The 16,413-nt window shown below is 63.9% G+C and carries 18 protein-coding genes and 1 tRNA gene; 8 read left to right on the top strand and 11 right to left on the bottom strand.

Going from position 1 to position 16,413, the window contains the following annotated elements; genetic code table 11:
- Window positions 1-33: 33 nt before the first annotated feature.
- Window positions 34-711, bottom strand: a complete 678-nt coding sequence (locus QQW98_RS11235) for a lysoplasmalogenase family protein (RefSeq protein ID WP_290135028.1) — start codon at window positions 709-711, stop codon at window positions 34-36.
- Window positions 712-759: 48 nt separating this feature from the next.
- Window positions 760-1,575 carry an NAD(P)H-hydrate dehydratase gene (locus QQW98_RS11230; protein ID WP_290135027.1) on the bottom strand — a complete coding sequence of 272 codons (816 nt, stop codon included), beginning with the start codon at window positions 1,573-1,575 and terminating at the stop codon, window positions 760-762.
- 59 nt (window positions 1,576-1,634) lie between these two features.
- Between QQW98_RS11230 and trmFO the strand changes: the two genes are divergently transcribed.
- Window positions 1,635-3,002, top strand: a complete 1,368-nt coding sequence (gene trmFO, locus QQW98_RS11225) for a methylenetetrahydrofolate--tRNA-(uracil(54)-C(5))-methyltransferase (FADH(2)-oxidizing) TrmFO (protein WP_290135026.1) — start codon at window positions 1,635-1,637, stop codon at window positions 3,000-3,002.
- A 3-nt stretch (window positions 3,003-3,005) separates the two neighbouring features.
- Here the strand turns inward: trmFO and QQW98_RS11220 are convergent, their stop codons facing one another.
- A complete protein-coding gene (locus QQW98_RS11220) occupies window positions 3,006-3,464 on the bottom strand; it encodes an EF-hand domain-containing protein (RefSeq protein WP_290135025.1) in 459 nt (152 codons plus the stop codon).
- A gap of 32 nt (window positions 3,465-3,496) precedes the next feature.
- Window positions 3,497-4,141, bottom strand: a complete 645-nt coding sequence (locus QQW98_RS11215) for a hypothetical protein (RefSeq protein WP_290135024.1) — start codon at window positions 4,139-4,141, stop codon at window positions 3,497-3,499.
- 132 nt (window positions 4,142-4,273) lie between these two features.
- Between QQW98_RS11215 and QQW98_RS11210 the strand changes: the two genes are divergently transcribed.
- Genes QQW98_RS11210 through QQW98_RS11200 form a run of 3 tightly spaced genes read left to right on the top strand, consistent with a single transcriptional unit; the run spans window position 4,274 to window position 7,472 of the window.
- A complete protein-coding gene (locus QQW98_RS11210; RefSeq protein WP_290135023.1) occupies window positions 4,274-6,208 on the top strand; it encodes a TadE/TadG family type IV pilus assembly protein in 1,935 nt (644 codons plus the stop codon).
- Window positions 6,208-6,795 carry a TadE/TadG family type IV pilus assembly protein gene (locus QQW98_RS11205; protein WP_290135022.1) on the top strand — a complete coding sequence of 196 codons (588 nt, stop codon included), beginning with the start codon at window positions 6,208-6,210 and terminating at the stop codon, window positions 6,793-6,795. The genes QQW98_RS11210 and QQW98_RS11205 overlap by 1 nt, the downstream gene beginning before the upstream one ends.
- Window positions 6,792-7,472, top strand: a complete 681-nt coding sequence (locus tag QQW98_RS11200) for a TadE/TadG family type IV pilus assembly protein (RefSeq protein WP_290135021.1) — start codon at window positions 6,792-6,794, stop codon at window positions 7,470-7,472. The genes QQW98_RS11205 and QQW98_RS11200 overlap by 4 nt, the downstream gene beginning before the upstream one ends.
- Before the next feature lie 14 nt (window positions 7,473-7,486).
- On the opposite strand, the gene QQW98_RS11195 is transcribed toward QQW98_RS11200, so the two are convergent.
- The 3 genes from QQW98_RS11195 to QQW98_RS11185 form a co-directional block, all read right to left on the bottom strand.
- A complete protein-coding gene (locus tag QQW98_RS11195) occupies window positions 7,487-8,875 on the bottom strand; it encodes a pyruvate dehydrogenase complex E1 component subunit beta (protein ID WP_290135020.1) in 1,389 nt (462 codons plus the stop codon).
- Between the two features lie 3 nt (window positions 8,876-8,878).
- Window positions 8,879-9,973, bottom strand: a complete 1,095-nt coding sequence (gene pdhA, locus QQW98_RS11190; RefSeq protein WP_290135019.1) for a pyruvate dehydrogenase (acetyl-transferring) E1 component subunit alpha — start codon at window positions 9,971-9,973, stop codon at window positions 8,879-8,881.
- A gap of 136 nt (window positions 9,974-10,109) precedes the next feature.
- Complete coding sequence (locus QQW98_RS11185; RefSeq protein ID WP_290135018.1) at window positions 10,110-10,424, bottom strand: FtsB family cell division protein; 315 nt, start codon at window positions 10,422-10,424, stop codon at window positions 10,110-10,112.
- A gap of 165 nt (window positions 10,425-10,589) precedes the next feature.
- Here QQW98_RS11185 and hppD point away from each other — a divergent pair, with 165 nt between their 5' ends.
- The 3 genes from hppD to QQW98_RS11170 all read left to right on the top strand — a co-directional run bounded on the left by hppD (window position 10,590) and on the right by QQW98_RS11170 (window position 13,910).
- Window positions 10,590-11,711, top strand: a complete 1,122-nt coding sequence (hppD, locus tag QQW98_RS11180) for a 4-hydroxyphenylpyruvate dioxygenase (RefSeq protein WP_290135017.1) — start codon at window positions 10,590-10,592, stop codon at window positions 11,709-11,711.
- A gap of 107 nt (window positions 11,712-11,818) precedes the next feature.
- Complete coding sequence (locus tag QQW98_RS11175) at window positions 11,819-12,697, top strand: mechanosensitive ion channel family protein (RefSeq protein ID WP_290135016.1); 879 nt, start codon at window positions 11,819-11,821, stop codon at window positions 12,695-12,697.
- Window positions 12,690-13,910, top strand: a complete 1,221-nt coding sequence (locus tag QQW98_RS11170) for an MFS transporter (RefSeq protein ID WP_290135015.1) — start codon at window positions 12,690-12,692, stop codon at window positions 13,908-13,910. The genes QQW98_RS11175 and QQW98_RS11170 overlap by 8 nt, the downstream gene beginning before the upstream one ends.
- Window positions 13,911-14,035: 125 nt before the next feature.
- Here the strand turns inward: QQW98_RS11170 and QQW98_RS11165 are convergent.
- From QQW98_RS11165 to grxC, 4 genes are all read right to left on the bottom strand, one after another.
- A tRNA-Arg gene (locus QQW98_RS11165) sits at window positions 14,036-14,112 on the bottom strand.
- A 60-nt stretch (window positions 14,113-14,172) separates the two neighbouring features.
- A complete protein-coding gene (locus QQW98_RS11160; RefSeq protein WP_290135014.1) occupies window positions 14,173-14,640 on the bottom strand; it encodes a DUF1178 family protein in 468 nt (155 codons plus the stop codon).
- Window positions 14,637-15,467, bottom strand: a complete 831-nt coding sequence (locus QQW98_RS11155; RefSeq protein ID WP_290135013.1) for a carbon-nitrogen hydrolase family protein — start codon at window positions 15,465-15,467, stop codon at window positions 14,637-14,639. Before QQW98_RS11155 ends, QQW98_RS11160 begins: the two co-directional genes overlap by 4 nt.
- A gap of 9 nt (window positions 15,468-15,476) precedes the next feature.
- On the bottom strand, window positions 15,477-15,743 hold the full coding sequence (grxC, locus tag QQW98_RS11150) for a glutaredoxin 3 (RefSeq protein WP_290135012.1): 267 nt from the start codon (window positions 15,741-15,743) through the stop codon (window positions 15,477-15,479).
- A gap of 183 nt (window positions 15,744-15,926) precedes the next feature.
- On the opposite strand from grxC, the gene QQW98_RS11145 reads away from it, so the two are divergent.
- Window positions 15,927-16,412 carry an Hsp20 family protein gene (locus QQW98_RS11145; protein WP_290135011.1) on the top strand — a complete coding sequence of 162 codons (486 nt, stop codon included), beginning with the start codon at window positions 15,927-15,929 and terminating at the stop codon, window positions 16,410-16,412.
- Window position 16,413: the final 1 nt, after the last annotated feature.

Genomic DNA, 16,413 nt, shown 5'->3' with positions numbered 1-16,413 from the left:
TGTTATCAGACTATATTTTTCCTGTCGCCCGATTCAATGGTGTTTCGCGAAAGGCCCCCGTCGCTGTTCCAGGTCGCCCCGCCGCAGCGCCTGGATCACACCGGTGCAGATGAGGAACTGGCCGAGGTAGTAGGTCGGCCATATAAGCAGGTTGGGCAGCCACGGATCGATCCGCTCGCCCATGCGGGCGAAGATCAGCAGGTCGGAAATCACGAACAGCACCGCGCCGATGCCGACACGGTATCGGGTAAACGAGCTCGCCCACGCAGCGGCAGCCATGCCGCCCAGCGCCAGGCCGTAGAAGCCGACGTCGAGACTGCCGCTGAGCAGCCACGAGACGACGGGTGTCACCAGCAGCAGTGCGACAACGAGCACTTTCTGGCTGCTGGCAAGCGCCGGCCGCCGGTGCCTCAGGTACAGGCCGATGGCGACAGCGTGGCCGAGGAAGAAGGCAGCCCCGCCCCAGAACCAGTCGATTTCCACCCCCATGTCGCCGAGAGAGCCCAGCGCCATCACTCCCGCCAGCATCTTCGCATCGGTCGAATGGTGGCGAACCAGCGCATAAACCGCCAACAGCGCCAGCGGCACGCCCTTGAGCAGGGTCAGGTAAAGGCCGCCCACGTTCTCGTCGGCGTAGATCCAGTAAAGGATCGCCGCGACGAGGCTGAAGAGCAGGTACGGACGGGCTTGAATGAGGGCGCGTTTGGGCATGAAAGCCGGTTGCACCGCGCGACCGCGAACCGCAAGCCCGTTGCCCGCTCAGTCCTCAGCCACGCGCGCGGCAAGCGCCGCAGGGATGAGCCCGATCATCCGCTCGGCCGTCAGCCCGGCCCCGCCGCGCCGACCCACGTCGCCATGCAGCCATGCCGCAGTGCAGGCGGCCTCGAACGGGTCGGCGCCCTGACCGAGAAACGCGGCAATCATGCCCGCCAGCACATCGCCCGATCCGGCAGTCGCCAGCCACGGGGAGGCATGGGTGTTTCGCGCCGCTCGCCCATCCGGCGCCGCGATGTGCGTGACGGGCCCTTTGAGCAGCACGGTGCCCCCGCAACGCTGCGCTGCCATGGCCGCATCGCCGCCTTCGCCGAACAACCGCGCAAATTCGCCCGCGTGCGGGGTCAGCACGGCGAGGTCATGGCAATGGTCGAACAACATGTCCGGCTGGTGCTCGAAGGCGGTCAGCGCGTCGGCGTCGAGCACGATGGGGCACGCGCGGCGCAGCAGGGCGAGGACAAGCTCGCGCGTATGCTCTCCGCCACCGTGGCCGGGCCCGATGACGACCGCATCGACCCGGCGCCCCTCGCCCGCCAGCAATGTTGCCTCTTCCGCCAGCATTACCGCGGTGAGGTGAGCCGCGTGCTCGTGCAGCGCCTCGCGCCGACCGTAGACCGTCACCAGCCCCGCCCCGGTAGTCAGCGCCGCCATGGCCGACAGCCGCGCGGCGCCGGTCGCAAACACCGGGCCGCTCAGTACCGCCACATGGCCGCGGTCGTGCTTGTGGCCATCTGCGCCCGGCGCGCGCAGCACCGGCGCGCCGATCACGCCTTCCCCGTCGATGTCGATCCGCTGCAGCATTCCCGCCCTATCGCGCTTTCGGGTGCCATCGGGCAACCGTTTTGCTAAGGGCCCGCGCCATGAACCACGACATCCACATCATCGGCGGCGGCCTGGCCGGCAGCGAAGCGGCATGGCAGCTGGCGCAGCGCGGCTTCAAGGTGCGCCTGTCCGAAATGCGCGGGGGCGGCGACACCACCGCCGCGCACCAGGGCGACGGGCTGGCCGAGCTCGTATGCTCCAACAGCTTCCGCAGCGACGACGATGCGAAGAACGCGGTGGGCCTGCTCCACCACGAGATGCGGCGGTGCGATTCCATCGTCATGGCGGCCGGCGAGATCGCCCGCGTCCCCGCGGGCAGCGCCATGGCGGTGGACCGCGACGTCTTCTCCGCCGAAGTCGAGAAGCGCCTGTCGCAGCACCCCAATGTCACCGTGGTGCGCGAACGGGTGGACGCATTGCCCGACAGCGGCCCTACCATCGTCGCCACCGGGCCGCTCACCGCGCAGGCGCTGGCGGAAAGCATCGTCGGCGCGACCGGCAGCGACCGCCTTGCCTTTTTCGATGCCATCGCCCCCATCGTCCACCGCGACAGCATCGACATGTCGAAGTGCTGGATCCAGAGCCGCTGGAACAATCGTACCGACGCCAGCAACGAAGACGGCGACTACATCAACTGCCCGATGACGAAGGAGCAGTACGAGGCTTTCGTGCGAGGCCTGGTCGATGGCGAGAAGACCGAATTCCGCGAATGGGAAAAGGACACGCCCTATTTCGAAGGCTGCATGCCGATCGAGGTGATGGCCGCGAGAGGCGTCGAAACGCTGCGCTACGGGCCGATGAAGGGCGTTGGCCTAGACAATCCGTACGACACGACCAAGGAGCATCCGCAGGGTCGCTGGCCCTATGCTGTGGTGCAGCTGCGGCAGGACAACAAGCTTGGCACCCTGTGGAACATGGTCGGTTTCCAGACCAAGCTGAAATACGGCGCGCAGGTGGAGCTGTTCCGCACGATCCCCGGCCTGGAGAACGCCGAGTTCGCGCGGCTGGGCGGGCTGCACCGCAACACCTTCCTCAATTCGCCCGAACTGCTCGACCGCCAGCTGCGCCTGAAAAGCGCGCCGCACATTCGCTTCGCCGGACAGGTGACGGGCTGCGAAGGCTATGTGGAATCGAGCGCGGTCGGACTGCTCGCCGGGATGATGGCGGCGGCCGAACTGGCAGGCGAGGACTGGCAGGGCCCGCCCCGCACCAGCGCGATGGGGGCGCTGCTTTCGCACATAACCGGCGACGCGGAGGCCGACACCTACCAGCCGATGAACGTCAATTTCGGCCTGTTCCCGCCCCTGCTCGACGTGAAGAAGAAACAGCGCAAGGAAGCCTACACGGATCGCGCCAAGGCCGATTTCGGCGCGTGGCTGGCGGAAACGTCAACAGTGCCTGCCTGATTCCTAGCAGCGACAGGCCGGCCGCGCCCGACGCTTGGGCGCAGTGGTTGCGAACTCGCCCTGGGTCAGCTCGCCATCGCGGTTGGCGTCTGCCCCGTCGAACTTGTCCGCCGTGGTGACCGCCCACTCCTCGAAGGTCAGCAAATTGTTGCCGTCCTTGTCGAGCTTGCGGAATGCGTTGGTGCGGGTGGACAGCATCTCGTTGCGGGTGATCCGCAAGTCGCGATTGCGATCGTAGCGGAAGAAGCGGCGCTGCTCGCGCGAGAGTTCTGTAGCTTCGGGCGGTGTCGGACCTTTCATATCCGTGACGTCGGCGCTGGGCAGGACATCGGGTTCGGGCGTCTCGACAGGCTCGGGCGGCGGCGGCGCTTCCTGCTCGACCTGCGCCCTGCCCTGCCACCAGACGAGGCCGACCCCGACCATCAGCAGGCTCAAGATCCCGCCCAAAAGCAACCTGTTCATCGCGCGCTCCCCTTTATCGCCGCGATGATAGACTAGCGGCCGAGCAAGCCAACCCTGATCGCGCGCAGGTACGCTCCTGGGCCGCTGGCCGGATCGACGCCGCCGCGCGCGAGTGCGCGATCGGCAAGGCCCGCCAGCACCTGCAGCGGGCGCAACCCGCGCGGCAGGTTGCGGGGCGGTCGGACCTCTTCCGCCGTGGCGACGACAACCGCGCGCTCCTCTTCGCTCGCCACGTTCGCCGCGAGATCGGCGTAAGCGACCAGTGCGCCGGCCCGCGCCGCCTCTCCGGCAGCCTTCTCCAGCCCCGCTGCCTGCGCTGTCACAGCCCACAACAGGCCACGCCCACTCGCAAAACTGCGCGCCGCAGCCGGGCCCAGCGCATCGCCCAGCAGCGCCTCGTAACCATCGACGAGCGCCACCAGCCGCTCCGTGCCCTCCCAGCCGGACAGGCGCGCAAGCAGGGGCTCCCCCTTCGGCCATTGCTCTGGCGATTGCGCGAACCTGTCGCGCCACCAGGCCAGCTTCAACTGCGCGATCATCGGCTCGCTCGCCCCGCGCAGTACCGCGCCGAGCCGGTTTTCGAGCAATAGGGCCGTCTCGAACTCCCCGCGCAAATCCGCCTTCGCATAGGCGAGTGCCAGCGTCTGGTGGGGCAGGAGATCGGCGGGAAAATTCACCCGGCGCCCCTCGCGCGTCACGACAAAACGGTCAAGCCCCGGGGACCACGGCCAATCGTGAACAAATTAACCCTGCGCGGTAACCGTCTCCTCACTCCCCGCCGGTAAGGCAGGCTTGCCATGGAGCCGTTTATGCAAGCCAAACGCCCTTTTTCCCTGCTGCCGCGCCTTGCGCGCGATGTACGAGGCAATGTGCTACCGATCGTGGCTGCAGCGATCCTCCCGTTGATCGGCATGGTCGGCAGCGGCATCGACATGGGCCGCGCCTATGTGACCAAGAGCCGCCTGCAACAGGCCTGCGACGCGGGCGTGCTGGCTGCGCGCAAGAAGCTCGGCTCCAACCTGCCGCCGACGCAGGCGGTGATCGGTGAAGTACGGGTGGTCGGCAACAAGTTCTTCAACCTGAACTTCGAGAACGGACGCTACGGCACGAAGCAGCGCATGTTCAACATGACGCTGGAAAACGATTACGCGATCAGCGGATCGGCTTCCGTCAAGCTGCCGACGGCGGTCATGGGCGTTTTCGGTTACAACAACATCGACATCGCAGTCGATTGCGCATCGCGGATGAACTTCACGAATCTCGACATCATGATGGTGCTCGATGTGACAGGATCGATGCGCCATACCAATTCCGGGGACACGCTCAGCCGCATCGATTCCATGCGCGAGGTGATCAAGAATTTCCATTCCAACCTGGAATTGGCGAAGGCGCCTGACACGCGCGTGCGCTATGGCTTCGTCCCATACGCGACGAACGTGAACGTCGGCCATCTTCTAAAAGACGACTGGGTTGCCGATGACTGGGATTACCAGTCCCGATACAAAATCGGCGTAGTCCAGTCGGTCAAGTATAGCACCTTCAATACAAATTGGACCTACGTATCGGGATCGCGCAGCGATTGGGTCCAGATCGACAGCTATCCGGCCACCTGGTATGCCGGCACATCGACCGAACCAGGGGTAGTCGACGGGACTGGTTCGAGCACATCGGGAAGTTACAAATGCGAAGGCTCCGAGCCTGCATACGCGGTGGATGTGACCGACACCAAAGAGGGTGAGAATGTTACGACCGTGTCCGATCCCGATGGGACCCGCACGGAAGAATATATGCGCCGCCATCACAATGGGTCGCGCTACAAGACTGAGCGCAGCGGCGACACCTGCGTCGTGTCTCGGCAAACCGACGACAACTTCGTGCAAACCTACACCAAAGTGACCAAACCCGAGTACAAGGACAACGACCAGTTCCGCTACGAAGCCGTGTCGCGGGATGTCTCAAGCTGGCTGGATACGATGCCGGGTTGCATCGAAGAACGCGCGACAGTGCAGATCGCGGACTTCGACAATGTCGACCTGTCTCAGGCTCGAGACCTCGACATCAACAGTCTGCCTGTGAAAAACAAACCTGAAACGCAGTGGAAGCCCCATTTCGCGAGCACAATTTACTCCCGGAAGATCAAAAACAATGGCTCGGGAAGCTGGTCTGTCGCGCCTGTCGATTCTACGGACGATTTTGCAAAGACCGGAACGTGGTGGATGTCGGCATGTCCCGCACGTGCGCAGCGGCTGGCCGAAATGGACGGTTCGGCGTTGAACACGTATCTGGCTTCGCTGTCGCCCTTTGGTGCCACATACCATGATATCGGAATGATCTGGGGCGGCCGTCTGCTATCGCAGAATGGATTGTTTGCGGACGATAACAAGGATGTGTCCGGCAATAAGCCTACATCCCGTCACCTCATCTTCCTCACCGATGGACAGACGGAACCGTATGACCTTGCTTACGGAGCGTACGGAGTTGAGCCGCTGGATGAGAGGCGCTGGGACGAAAGCAGCCCCCTGTCGCTGGCCGAAACCGTAGAGGCGCGCTTCAAGTTCGCCTGCCAGGAGATCAAGAAGAACAACACCACCGTGTGGATCATCGCCTTCGGCACCTACGCCAATGACGCGATGATCGAGTGCGCGGGTTCGGGCTATTACTTCGAAGCCGACGACTCCGCAGAGCTCAACGAGGCGTTCAAGGCCATTTCCCGCGCGATGGGCGACCTCAGGGTCAGCAGCTGATGCGGCGCTTTCTGACAGCGATCGCCCGCGATGAAACGGGTGCGACCATCGTCGAATTCGCGCTGGTGCTGCCCGTGCTTGCGCTGGTGCTGATCGGCATCTTCGACGTCGGCTTCAACATGTATGCCGGCGCGGTGCTGCGCGGGGTGATGAACGAAGCCGGACGCAACAGCACGATCGAGGCGGCGACCACCGGCTCAATCGACAAGCAGGTCCGCGATGCGGTGCAGGACATCGTACCGGGCGCAACCGTGACGTTCACCCGCCGCGCCTATTCCAGCTTCACCGACATCAAGCGGGCGGAGGACTACACCGACGTCAACGGCGACGGCACATGCAACAACGGGGAACCGTTCGAGGACGCAAACACCAACGGCATCTACGATACGGACCGCGGCATCGATGGCCAGGGCGGTGCGCGCGATGCCGTGCTCTACACCGCCACGATGAGCTACAAGCGGATGTTCCCGCTGGCGGGGTTTGCCGGGGTCAGCAACACCTACGAGCTCAGCTCCGCCACAGTGCTGCGCAACCAGCCTTATGACAACACGCTGTCCGGTGCGCCGCCGGTCGGGAATTGCCCGTGACCTTGTCACTGCGGCAGATGCTGCGCGCCCTGCGCGACGATACGAGCGGCATCGCCCTCACCGAAATGGCGCTCGTCACGCCGTTCCTGCTGGGCTTTTCGCTGTTCGCGATCGAATCCACCTTCCTCACGATCATGCACATGCGGATCAACCAGGTGGCCATCCACATCGCCGACAACGCGTCGCGCATCGGCGACGTGTCGACACTGGAAGACCGCAAGATCTACGAGGCCGACATCAATGACCTGCTGCTGGGTGCGCATTTGCAGGCCGGTGCGGATGTCGACCTGTACGAACACGGCCGCGTCATCCTCTCAAGCCTCGAGACGAAGCCCGACACCGGCAAGCAATGGCTTCACTGGCAGCGGTGCAAGGGCAAGAAGGTCCATGCCTCAAGCTATGGCAAGGAAGGCGACACCGGGGGTTCGTTCCAGGGCATGGGCCCCAAGGGCAACAAGGTCGTCGCCCAGCCGGACGATGCCGTGATGTTCGTCGAGGTAGTCTACGAATACCAGCCGCTGTTTTCCGACATGTTCGTGCAGAACGCGGAGATTTCGGCCTATTCCGCCTTCACCGTGCGGGCAGACCGCGACCTGACGCAAATCTACCAGCAGGATCCGTCCAGCCCGGACGCGCTCCAGGTCTGCAGCAAGTACGACGCTTTCGCGGCGACCTGAGCCTGCCGGCCGGCCTATTCGGCGTAGCAAACCTTCTTGGCAGCCTTCACGATCCGGTCGCTGTCGATCAGCGCCATAGCTTCGAGATTGGCAGCGTAAGGCAGCGGCACGTCCTCGTTCGTGACCCGCAGCACGGGCGCATCGAGGTGGTCGAAGCCCTGCTCCATGCACACGGCCTGCACTTCCGACGCAATCGAGCAGGTCGGCCAGCCTTCTTCGGCGACGACCAGCCGGTTGGTCTTGGCCAAGCTTTCGAGGATCGTCTGCGTGTCGAGCGGGCGCAGCGTGCGCAGGTCGATCACTTCGGCATCGATACCCTCTTCAGCCAGCTTCTCCGCCGCTTCCAGCGCAAGGCCCACGCCGATGGAATAGCTGACGATGGTGACATCGCCGCCCTCGCGCACGATGCGAGCCTTGCCGATCGGCAGGACATGATCGTCGAGCTCCGGCATTTCGAACGTGCGGCCATAGACCAGTTCGTTTTCGAGGAAGACGACCGGATCCTCGCACCGGATCGCGGCCTTGAGCAGGCCCTTGGCATCCGATGAATCGTAAGGCGCGATCACGATCAGTCCGGGCACGCTGGCGTACCACGGGCCGTAGTTCTGGCTGTGCTGCGCGCCCACCCGGCTCGCCGCACCGTTGGGGCCGCGGAATACGACCGGGCAGCGCATCTGGCCACCGGACATGTAATTGGTCTTGGCGGCCGAGTTGATGATGTGGTCGATCGCCTGCATGGCGAAGTTGAAGGTCATGAACTCCACGATCGGGCGCAGGCCGCCCATCGCCGCGCCGGTGCCGATGCCGGCAAAGCCGTATTCGGTGATCGGCGTATCGATCACCCGCTTCGGCCCGAATTCGTCGAGCAGACCCTGCGTGACCTTGTAGGCGCCCTGGTATTGGGCGACTTCCTCGCCCATCACGAACACACGCTCGTCCCGGCGCATTTCCTCGGCCATCGCATCGCGCAGCGCCTCGCGCACGGTGACGCGGGCCATGTTGGTGCCGGCGGGGATGTCGGGATCGGACGGGCGCTCCTTCGCGGCAGGCCTGGTCAACTCTGCCTCGCTCTCGTCGCGGCCGACGTCCTTGCCTTCGCCCGGCACGTCGACGACTTCGTCGGAAGCTGCGGGTGCCGGAGAGGGTGGGGAAGCCTCCTCACCCTCGCCCGCCAGCTGGGCGATCACTGTGCCGACGGCCACGCCTTCGGTCCCCTCTTCCACCAGCAGTTTCTCGATCACCCCGTCATCGATGGCTTCGAATTCCATCGTCGCCTTGTCGGTTTCGATCTCCGCGATGATGTCGCCCGGAGCGATCGTGTCGCCTTCCTTGACCAGCCACTTGGCGAGCGTGCCTTCTTCCATCGTCGGCGACAGTGCGGGCATTTTAAGTTCGACAGCCATGGCTCAATACTCCTCCACCAGCACATCGGTGTAGAGTTCGGCCGCTTCCGGTTCCGGCGAGCTTTCGGCGAAATCGGCCGCCTCGGACACGCGGGCCCGGATCGCCTTGTCGATTTCCTTCAGCTCGTCTTCGGACTTGCCTTTCTCCAGCAGCACTTTCTTCAGCCCTTCGATCGGATCGTGGTGGGCGCGCTGGTCCTGCACTTCCTCGCGCGTGCGGTACTTCGCCGGGTCGGACATGGAGTGGCCGCGATAGCGATAGGTGTTGAGCTCCATCAGCACCGGCCCGTTGCCTTCGCGCACGTACTTGAAAGCCACCTCGGCAGCGGCGCGCACTTCGAGCACGTCCATCCCGTTCACGTCCATGCCGGGAATTCGGAAGGCGGCGCCGCGGCGGTAGAATTCGGTTTCCGCGCTGGAGCGGCTGACCGCCGTGCCCATCGCGTACTGGTTGTTCTCGATCACGAACACGATCGGCAGGTTCCACAGCGCGGCCATATTGAACGTCTCGTACACTTGCCCCTGGTTCGCTGCACCGTCGCCGAAATAGGCGAGGCACAGGCCGCCATCCTCGTTGTACTTGTGCGCGAACGCGAGCCCCCCGCCGAGCGAAACCTGCGCCCCGACGATGCCGTGGCCGCCGTAGAACTTATGCTCGGTCGAGAACATGTGCATCGACCCGCCCTTGCCCTTCGAAATGCCGGCCTGTCGCCCGGTCAGCTCCGCCATGATGACATTGGGATCAATGCCGTAGGCCAGCATGTGGCCGTGATCGCGGTAGCCGGTGATGACGCTGTCCCTGTCGCTGTCGAGCGCGGACTGCAGGCCGATGGCGACCGCTTCCTGGCCGATGTAGAGATGGCAGAAGCCGCCGATCAGGCCGAGGCCGTAAAGCTGGCCGGCGCGTTCCTCGAACCGGCGGATCAGCAGCATCTGTTCGTAGAACTTGAGGAGCTCGTCCTCGCTAGCGTCGTAGCGCTTGGCCTTCTCGAATGCGTCCTGCAGGTCGCTCAGCGAGAAATTGTCGTCACGGGATTGTGCGGCGGGAGCGCCCTTGCCCTTCGCCTGCTTGCTCGATTTCGCCGGAGCCTTTGCCAAGCCGCGATCCTTTCCACCAAATTGTTGCGATGCCGTAACGTCGCACGGCATGAATACGGATGCGCGCTATGGCCGATCATCGCCGCAAGGGCAACGCCGGTCTGGCCGCACATTCGAATGCATATGCTGCAGTGGGTTACTGGTCGAGTTCGACCACGATCTCGTCGGGATGGACCACGTTGAGATTGCGGCGCAACAATTCGCTGGTGAGATCGGGATCCGCTTTGCGGGGGTCGAGCAGGGCAACACGGTTGGCCAGTTCGTCACGCGTGGCGGTCAGCTCCTCGATTTCCGCCTGCCGCTTTTCCAGCAGCGCACCGTTCTCGTTCCAGGCGAGCAGGCCCGAGGGACCCGCCAGCGCAAGCCCGCCCAGCACAAGCAGATAGGCCAGCGCAAGGCCGCTGCCGATCCGCTTGTCCCGACGGGGTTTCGATGCGCGTTTGATGTTCACTGCAACGCCCTTGAATCATAGCTGATTCGCCGGATCAAGCGTTATTGCGATATTGTGAGTCATAAAAACGTCGCAACGCGCCTTTGTGCAGCGCACCATTGCATTTTTCCGCCGAATTGGTTACATCTGCAACCAACTCATCGATCCACGACACGGAGATTTCCCATGGCCGACCTTTTCGAAAATCCCGCCGGACTCGACGGATTCGAATTCGTGGAATTCTGCGCGCCGGAAAAGGGCGTGCTTGAACCCGTCTTCAAGGCCATGGGCTTTACCCACGTCGCCAGCCACCGTTCCAAGGACGTCGATTTGTGGCGCCAGGGCGGCATCAACCTGATTGCGAATTACGAGCCCAAGAGCGCAGCGTGGTACTTTGCCCGCGAACACGGGCCGAGCGCTTGCGGCATGGCCTTCCGCGTCCGCAATGCGAAGAAGGCCTACGACCACCTGATCGAACAGGGTGCGGAGCCGGTGACGGTCGAGACCGGCCCGATGGAATTGCGCTTGCCCGCCATCCGCGGGATCGGCGGCGCGATCCTGTACCTCGTCGACCGATATCCGGACGAGAACGGCCAGGGCCTGTCCATCTACGACATCGATTTCGAATATCTCCCCGGCGTCGAGAAGCATCCCGAGGGCGCGGGCTTCAAGGTGATCGATCACCTGACGCACAACGTCTATGGCGGCCGGATGAAATACTGGGCGGACTATTACGAGACGCTCTTCAATTTCCGCGAAATCCGCTTCTTCGACATCAAGGGGGAATACACAGGCCTCACTTCAAAGGCCTTGACGGCACCGGACGGCAAGATCCGCATCCCGCTCAACGAGGAAGGTGAAGGCAGCAAGGGCCAGATCGAGGAATTCCTGCGCGAATTCAACGGCGAAGGCATTCAGCACATCGCCCTCATCTGCGACGACCTCGTCACCGCTTGGGACCGGCTGAAAGACTTCGGCGTGCCGTTCATGACCGCGCCTCCGGAAACCTATTACGAGATGCTGGACGAGCGCCTGCCGGGCCACGGCGAGCCGGTCGGCGACCTCAAGGCGCGCGGCATCCTGCTGGACGGGACTACCGAAGGCGGCCAGCCGCGCCTGTTGCTGCAGATCTTTGCGGAAGCGCAGGTCGGCCCGGTGTTTTTCGAATTCATCCAGCGCAAGGGTGACGACGGCTTCGGCGAAGGCAATTTCAAGGCGCTGTTCGAAAGCATGGAGCGCGACCAGATCAAGCGCGGCGTCCTGTCCGTCGAAGAGGCAAAGACGGTGCAGGCCGAACCGGCGGAATGACGGTTTTCCGCGCTGCGGGATAAAAACGGCCCCTGGTGCGTAACACCGTGCGCGGGGCCGTTTGCATCTGCAAGCCGCCTCCCCAACGATAACAGTGTGGGGGCACAATGAATTACATCGGCACAATCACGGACCAGGTGCAGGACATGTTCCGCGGCTTCCTGGAGGCATTGCCATCGCTGGCCATCGCGATCGTCATCCTGGTCATTACCTGGATCGCGGCGAAGTTCGCGGTGCGCATCGCCGACCTGCTGACCGGCAAGACGAAGCTGCGCCCCAGCCTGAAGAACCTGGTCGATACGATGGTCAAGCTGGCCATCTGGCTTGTGGGGCTGATGATTGCGCTGATGATCGTCCTGCCCGGGCTCACACCTGCCAGCCTGATCGCCGGCCTCGGCATCGGCGCGGTCGCGATCGGCTTTGCTTTCCAGGATATCTTCGAAAACTTCCTCGCCGGCGTGCTGATCATGCTGCGCGAGAAGATGCGCATCGGCGACATCATCGAATGCGAAGGGATCAAGGGGAAGGTCGAGCACATTACCTTGCGCGAGACCCACGTGCGGAAACTTTCCGGCGAACTGACCATCGTCCCCAACTCGATGATCTTCAAGAACGCCGTCGAAATCCTGACCGACGAAACGATGCGTCGCCACGAGGTGGTGGCCGGCGTGTCCTATGACACAGATCTCGACCATGCGGCCGATGTCATCCGCAAGGCGGTCGAAAGCGTTGAGAATGTCGACAAGGGCAAGGGCATCGATGTGTTCGCGACGACGTTCAATTCCAGCTCGGTCGACTTCCTGGTACGCTGGCACTCGGGTTCGAAACCGCGCGACATGTGGGAATCGACCGACAAGGTCGTGCGCGCGATCAAGCGGGCGCTGGACGATGCGGGCATCGAAATCCCGTTCCCCTACATCACCCACACGTTCAAGGAGAAGGTGCCCATGGGCACCGAGCCCGGCGAACCCAGTACCGGTGACTGAGCGCAAACCGGTGGCCGATGCCGCCGGCCCCTCTTCCCCCCGCTACCTGAGCAACGCGCAGGAATTCGCGCTGGCGGTCGCCGCTGCGGTCGTCACGGCCAATGCCTATTACATCCACCCGATCATCGGCGATGTGGCGGATGGTTTCGGCGTCAGCCACGCGGCCATCGGCATCGTCCCTGCGCTCAACCAGCTAGCGCTGGCGATCGGGATATTGCTGTTGCTCCCGCTCGGCGATCGCTACTCCAATCGCAAGCTGACCATCGCCTTCACCGTCGGCCAGTGCGCAGGCCTCGCGGTCATGACCTTTGCGCCGGGCCTGCCGCTGTTCACCGCAGGCTCGACAGTGCTCGGCTTCTTCACCATCGCGCCCTACCTGCTGCCCGCCTACGCCTCGCGCCGCGTCGCGCCGGAGCGGCTGGGCCACGTCACGGCGATCCTGACCGCCGGCGTGATTTTCGGTATTCTCGTTGCCCGGGTCGGGGCCGGCGTGGTGGCCGAATATTTCGGTTGGCGGACGGTCTATTACATCGCGAGCGCGCTGATGGTGGCGGTCACCCTCGCCCTGTCCCGGATCATGGAAAAGGCGGAGCGGTCAATCCGGTCCGGCAACGCCAGCTACGCCGAGCTGATCCGTTCGGTCTTCCCCCTGCTGCACAGCCACCGCGAAATCGTGGTGTCGGGCAGCATACAGGCGCTCGGTTTCGGCCAGTTCATTGCCTTGTGGCTGGCGCTCGCGCTCTACCTGACCGAACCGGAGATGGGTTACGGAACGGATGTGGTCGGCTATCTCGCGGGCGTTGCTGCGGTCAGCGTCTTTTCCACCCCGCGCCTGGGGCGAATCGCCGACCGTATCGGGGCTCGCCGCGCGCGTTTCTATTTCGCCTGTATCCAGACCGCCGGGATCGCCCTGCTCTGGCCGCTGGGCGGCAATCTCTGGCTGCTTCTCATCCCCATCGTCCTTACCAATCTCGTCGGCCCGGCCATCGACGTGGCCAGCCGCATGACGTTCCTCGCGCTGGAGCCGGACCTGCGCACGCGCCTGACGACGATCTACATCGTGATGATGTTCATCGGCGGGGCGGTCGGCAGCATAGCCGGCACGGCGATCTACGATGCGGCCGGCTGGGCTGGAACGAGCGCCTATATACTGGCGTCGTGCGTGCTGTTGGCCTTGTTGTCACTCTACGCTTGGCGGCGGTGGGGAGATTGAAGCGCACGCCCGACAGGATTGGACAATCGCTCTGCGATTGCCCGTCTTCGCTTCGCTACGACTCCGAACCAGGTTCGCTCCTGAAGCGCCGGACCATTGAAGCATCCCGTGCCGGAATGCTTCAATGGTGCGCCCGACAGGATTCGAACCTGTGGCCCCCAGATTAGGAATCTGGTGCTCTATCCGGCTGAGCTACGGGCGCATCGGTGGATTTCGCTAATTGAAAGGGCGGGGCCGCGCAACACGCGGCACAAGGCTGTCGTCAATTGACCTCGTCGGGCGGGACGAAGGGCGCAAGCAACGGGGTGACGGTGATCCCTTCCTCCACCAGTTCGCGGCGCTCCTTTTCGGTCGCCTTGCCGTGGATCGTGGCTGCTTCCCGCTCGCCGTAATGGATCGCGCGGGATTCCTCGGCGAACCTGTCGCCGACATATTCGCTCGTTTCCAGCGCCTTGGCCTGGACCTTCGCCACCGCATCAAGCGCCTGGGCCACCTCGGCAGGCATAGCGCCGCCGGACACCGCGTCGCCATCCTGCGAACGGGGCGCGGCGGCTTGCTGGTTGCCCTTCCTGCCCACAGCAGGTGCCATCGGAGCCTTGGCGATCTCGACAGATCCGCATTGCGGACAAGCGATCAGCCCCTCGGCCACCTGATCGGAAAATTCGCCGGACGATCCGAACCACCCTTCGAAACGGTGGCCGTGGGCGCAGGAAAGGTCGTAGACGATCATGTCGTGGGGAAATCGGGGATCGGTCGGCGGTTGGCAAGGCTCGGCAGTTTGGCCCGCACCTCCGCGATGCGCGCCTTATCGATTCCGGCAAATGCAACGCCCGCCTGCTCGCCGCCCATGTCGAGCAGCGTTTCGCCCCACGGATCGATCACCAGCGAATGGCCATATGTGGCCCGGCCATCCTCGTGCCGGCCGACCTGCGCGGCGGCGATCACGAAAGCGCTGGCCTCCACTGCTCGCGCGCGTTGCAGAAGGTGCCAGTGCGCCTTGCCGGTCGGCACGGTAAACGCCGCCGGAATGGCAATAGCTTCACACCTTCCCCGGCCGAGTGCTTCGAACAGCGCTGGAAAGCGGATATCGTAACACACCGCAAGGCCGAGACGGCCGATGGGCGTATCGGCGGTCACCACCGCGTCGCCCGGCGCATAGGCGTTGCTCTCGCGCCAGTCGTCATCGCCGCCAAGCTCGACATCGAACATGTGCAGCTTGTCGTAGCGCGCGGCGATTTCGCCGCTGTCGTCGATCAGGAATGATCGGTTAGCATAACGCCCGTCCTGGCGCCGCACGGCAAGCGAACCGAGCGCGATCCACAGGCCCAGCCGGGCGGCCTCTTCGCGCATGGCGGCAAGGGTCCGGTCCTCGCTTTCCGCAACGATATGCGATGCCGCACGCTTGCGGTCGCGGTCGAGCAGGCCCGACATTTCCGGTGTGAAGAGCATGGCCGCGCCGCCCTCGCTCGCGGTGCGTGCGGCATCCACGAGCGCAGCCGCATTGGCCGCCGGGTCGATCCCGGTGGTCATCTGGGCGATCGCGATGCGGGTGCTCATGGGCGGGTGCTAGAGGCCGAGGATTTCGTCGAGCTTGCCCTCGCGCTCCAGCGCTGCCAGCTCGTCCGACCCGCCAAGCGCGCGGTCGCCGACAAAAATCTGCGGCACGGTCCGCGCATCGGGCTTGCGGGCGCGCATCTCGTCCGCCTTTTCGCCGCCCATCGTGATGTCGTGCTCAACGTATTCGACGCCCTTTTCGTCGAGAAGCCGCTTCGCACGCACGCAATACGGGCAGCCGAACTTGGTATAAATGACGACGTCGTTACTATCTGGCACTGTTGTTTCCTTGTCTCGCGAAGTTGGTCTTGCGGGCGCGACAACACCTCTTGAAGCGCATTTGCGGTGACCCTAAATTGGGCGTGGAAAGGCGGTGCCGCAAGGGCCGCGTTCCACAAAGGCACAGATGCCGAGATACCGGGTCCGTGTCGTCAAATTGCTCAACCAGGAGGATTTGTTCCGATGAACCGTTTCGATTTCACCCCCTATCGCCGTTCCACCGTCGGTTTCGACCGGCTGTTCGAGCTTCTCGAAAGCTCGGCGCGCCAGAACTCGGGCGATAATTATCCCCCCTTCAATATCGAGAAGCAGGGCGAGGATGCCTATCGCATCACCCTCGCCGTTGCCGGCATGCAGCCGGACGATCTCGACATCACCGCGCAGCAGAACCTGCTGACCGTGACGGGCCGCAAGCGCGACGACGCCCCCGAGGGCGAATTGCTGCATGTCGGCATCGCCAATCGCGGGTTCGAGCGCCGCTTCGAACTGGCCGATTACGTGCGGGTGGCCGATGCCGATCTCGCCAACGGCCTGCTCACCATCGACCTGGTGCGCGAAGTGCCCGAAGCGATGAAGCCCAAGACCATCAAGCTGCCGGGCCAGAGCGAGCTGAAGGTTGTGGAGAACAAGGCTAGCGACGAAGGCGAGGAAGCCGCAGACGCGGCCTGAC

This window comes from Alteriqipengyuania flavescens (assembly GCF_030406725.1).
Lineage (GTDB): Bacteria > Pseudomonadota > Alphaproteobacteria > Sphingomonadales > Sphingomonadaceae > Alteriqipengyuania_B > Alteriqipengyuania_B flavescens.
This window is presented reverse-complemented; position numbering and strand designations above follow the sequence as displayed.

What these genes read in the sequence shown, in the direction of transcription:
- QQW98_RS11235 (WP_290135028.1), bottom strand. Translation starts at nt 711, where the DNA reads ATGCCCAAACGCGCCCTCATTCAAGCCCGTCCGTACCTGCTCTTCAGC.
- QQW98_RS11230 (WP_290135027.1), bottom strand. Translation starts at nt 1,575, where the DNA reads ATGCTGCAGCGGATCGACATCGACGGGGAAGGCGTGATCGGCGCGCCG.
- trmFO (WP_290135026.1), top strand. Translation starts at nt 1,635, where the DNA reads ATGAACCACGACATCCACATCATCGGCGGCGGCCTGGCCGGCAGCGAA.
- QQW98_RS11220 (WP_290135025.1), bottom strand. Translation starts at nt 3,464, where the DNA reads ATGAACAGGTTGCTTTTGGGCGGGATCTTGAGCCTGCTGATGGTCGGG.
- QQW98_RS11210 (WP_290135023.1), top strand. Translation starts at nt 4,274, where the DNA reads ATGCAAGCCAAACGCCCTTTTTCCCTGCTGCCGCGCCTTGCGCGCGAT.
- QQW98_RS11205 (WP_290135022.1), top strand. Translation starts at nt 6,208, where the DNA reads ATGCGGCGCTTTCTGACAGCGATCGCCCGCGATGAAACGGGTGCGACC.
- QQW98_RS11195 (WP_290135020.1), bottom strand. Translation starts at nt 8,875, where the DNA reads ATGGCTGTCGAACTTAAAATGCCCGCACTGTCGCCGACGATGGAAGAA.
- hppD (WP_290135017.1), top strand. Translation starts at nt 10,590, where the DNA reads ATGGCCGACCTTTTCGAAAATCCCGCCGGACTCGACGGATTCGAATTC.
- QQW98_RS11175 (WP_290135016.1), top strand. Translation starts at nt 11,819, where the DNA reads ATGAATTACATCGGCACAATCACGGACCAGGTGCAGGACATGTTCCGC.
- QQW98_RS11160 (WP_290135014.1), bottom strand. Translation starts at nt 14,640, where the DNA reads ATGATCGTCTACGACCTTTCCTGCGCCCACGGCCACCGTTTCGAAGGG.
- QQW98_RS11155 (WP_290135013.1), bottom strand. Translation starts at nt 15,467, where the DNA reads ATGAGCACCCGCATCGCGATCGCCCAGATGACCACCGGGATCGACCCG.
- QQW98_RS11145 (WP_290135011.1), top strand. Translation starts at nt 15,927, where the DNA reads ATGAACCGTTTCGATTTCACCCCCTATCGCCGTTCCACCGTCGGTTTC.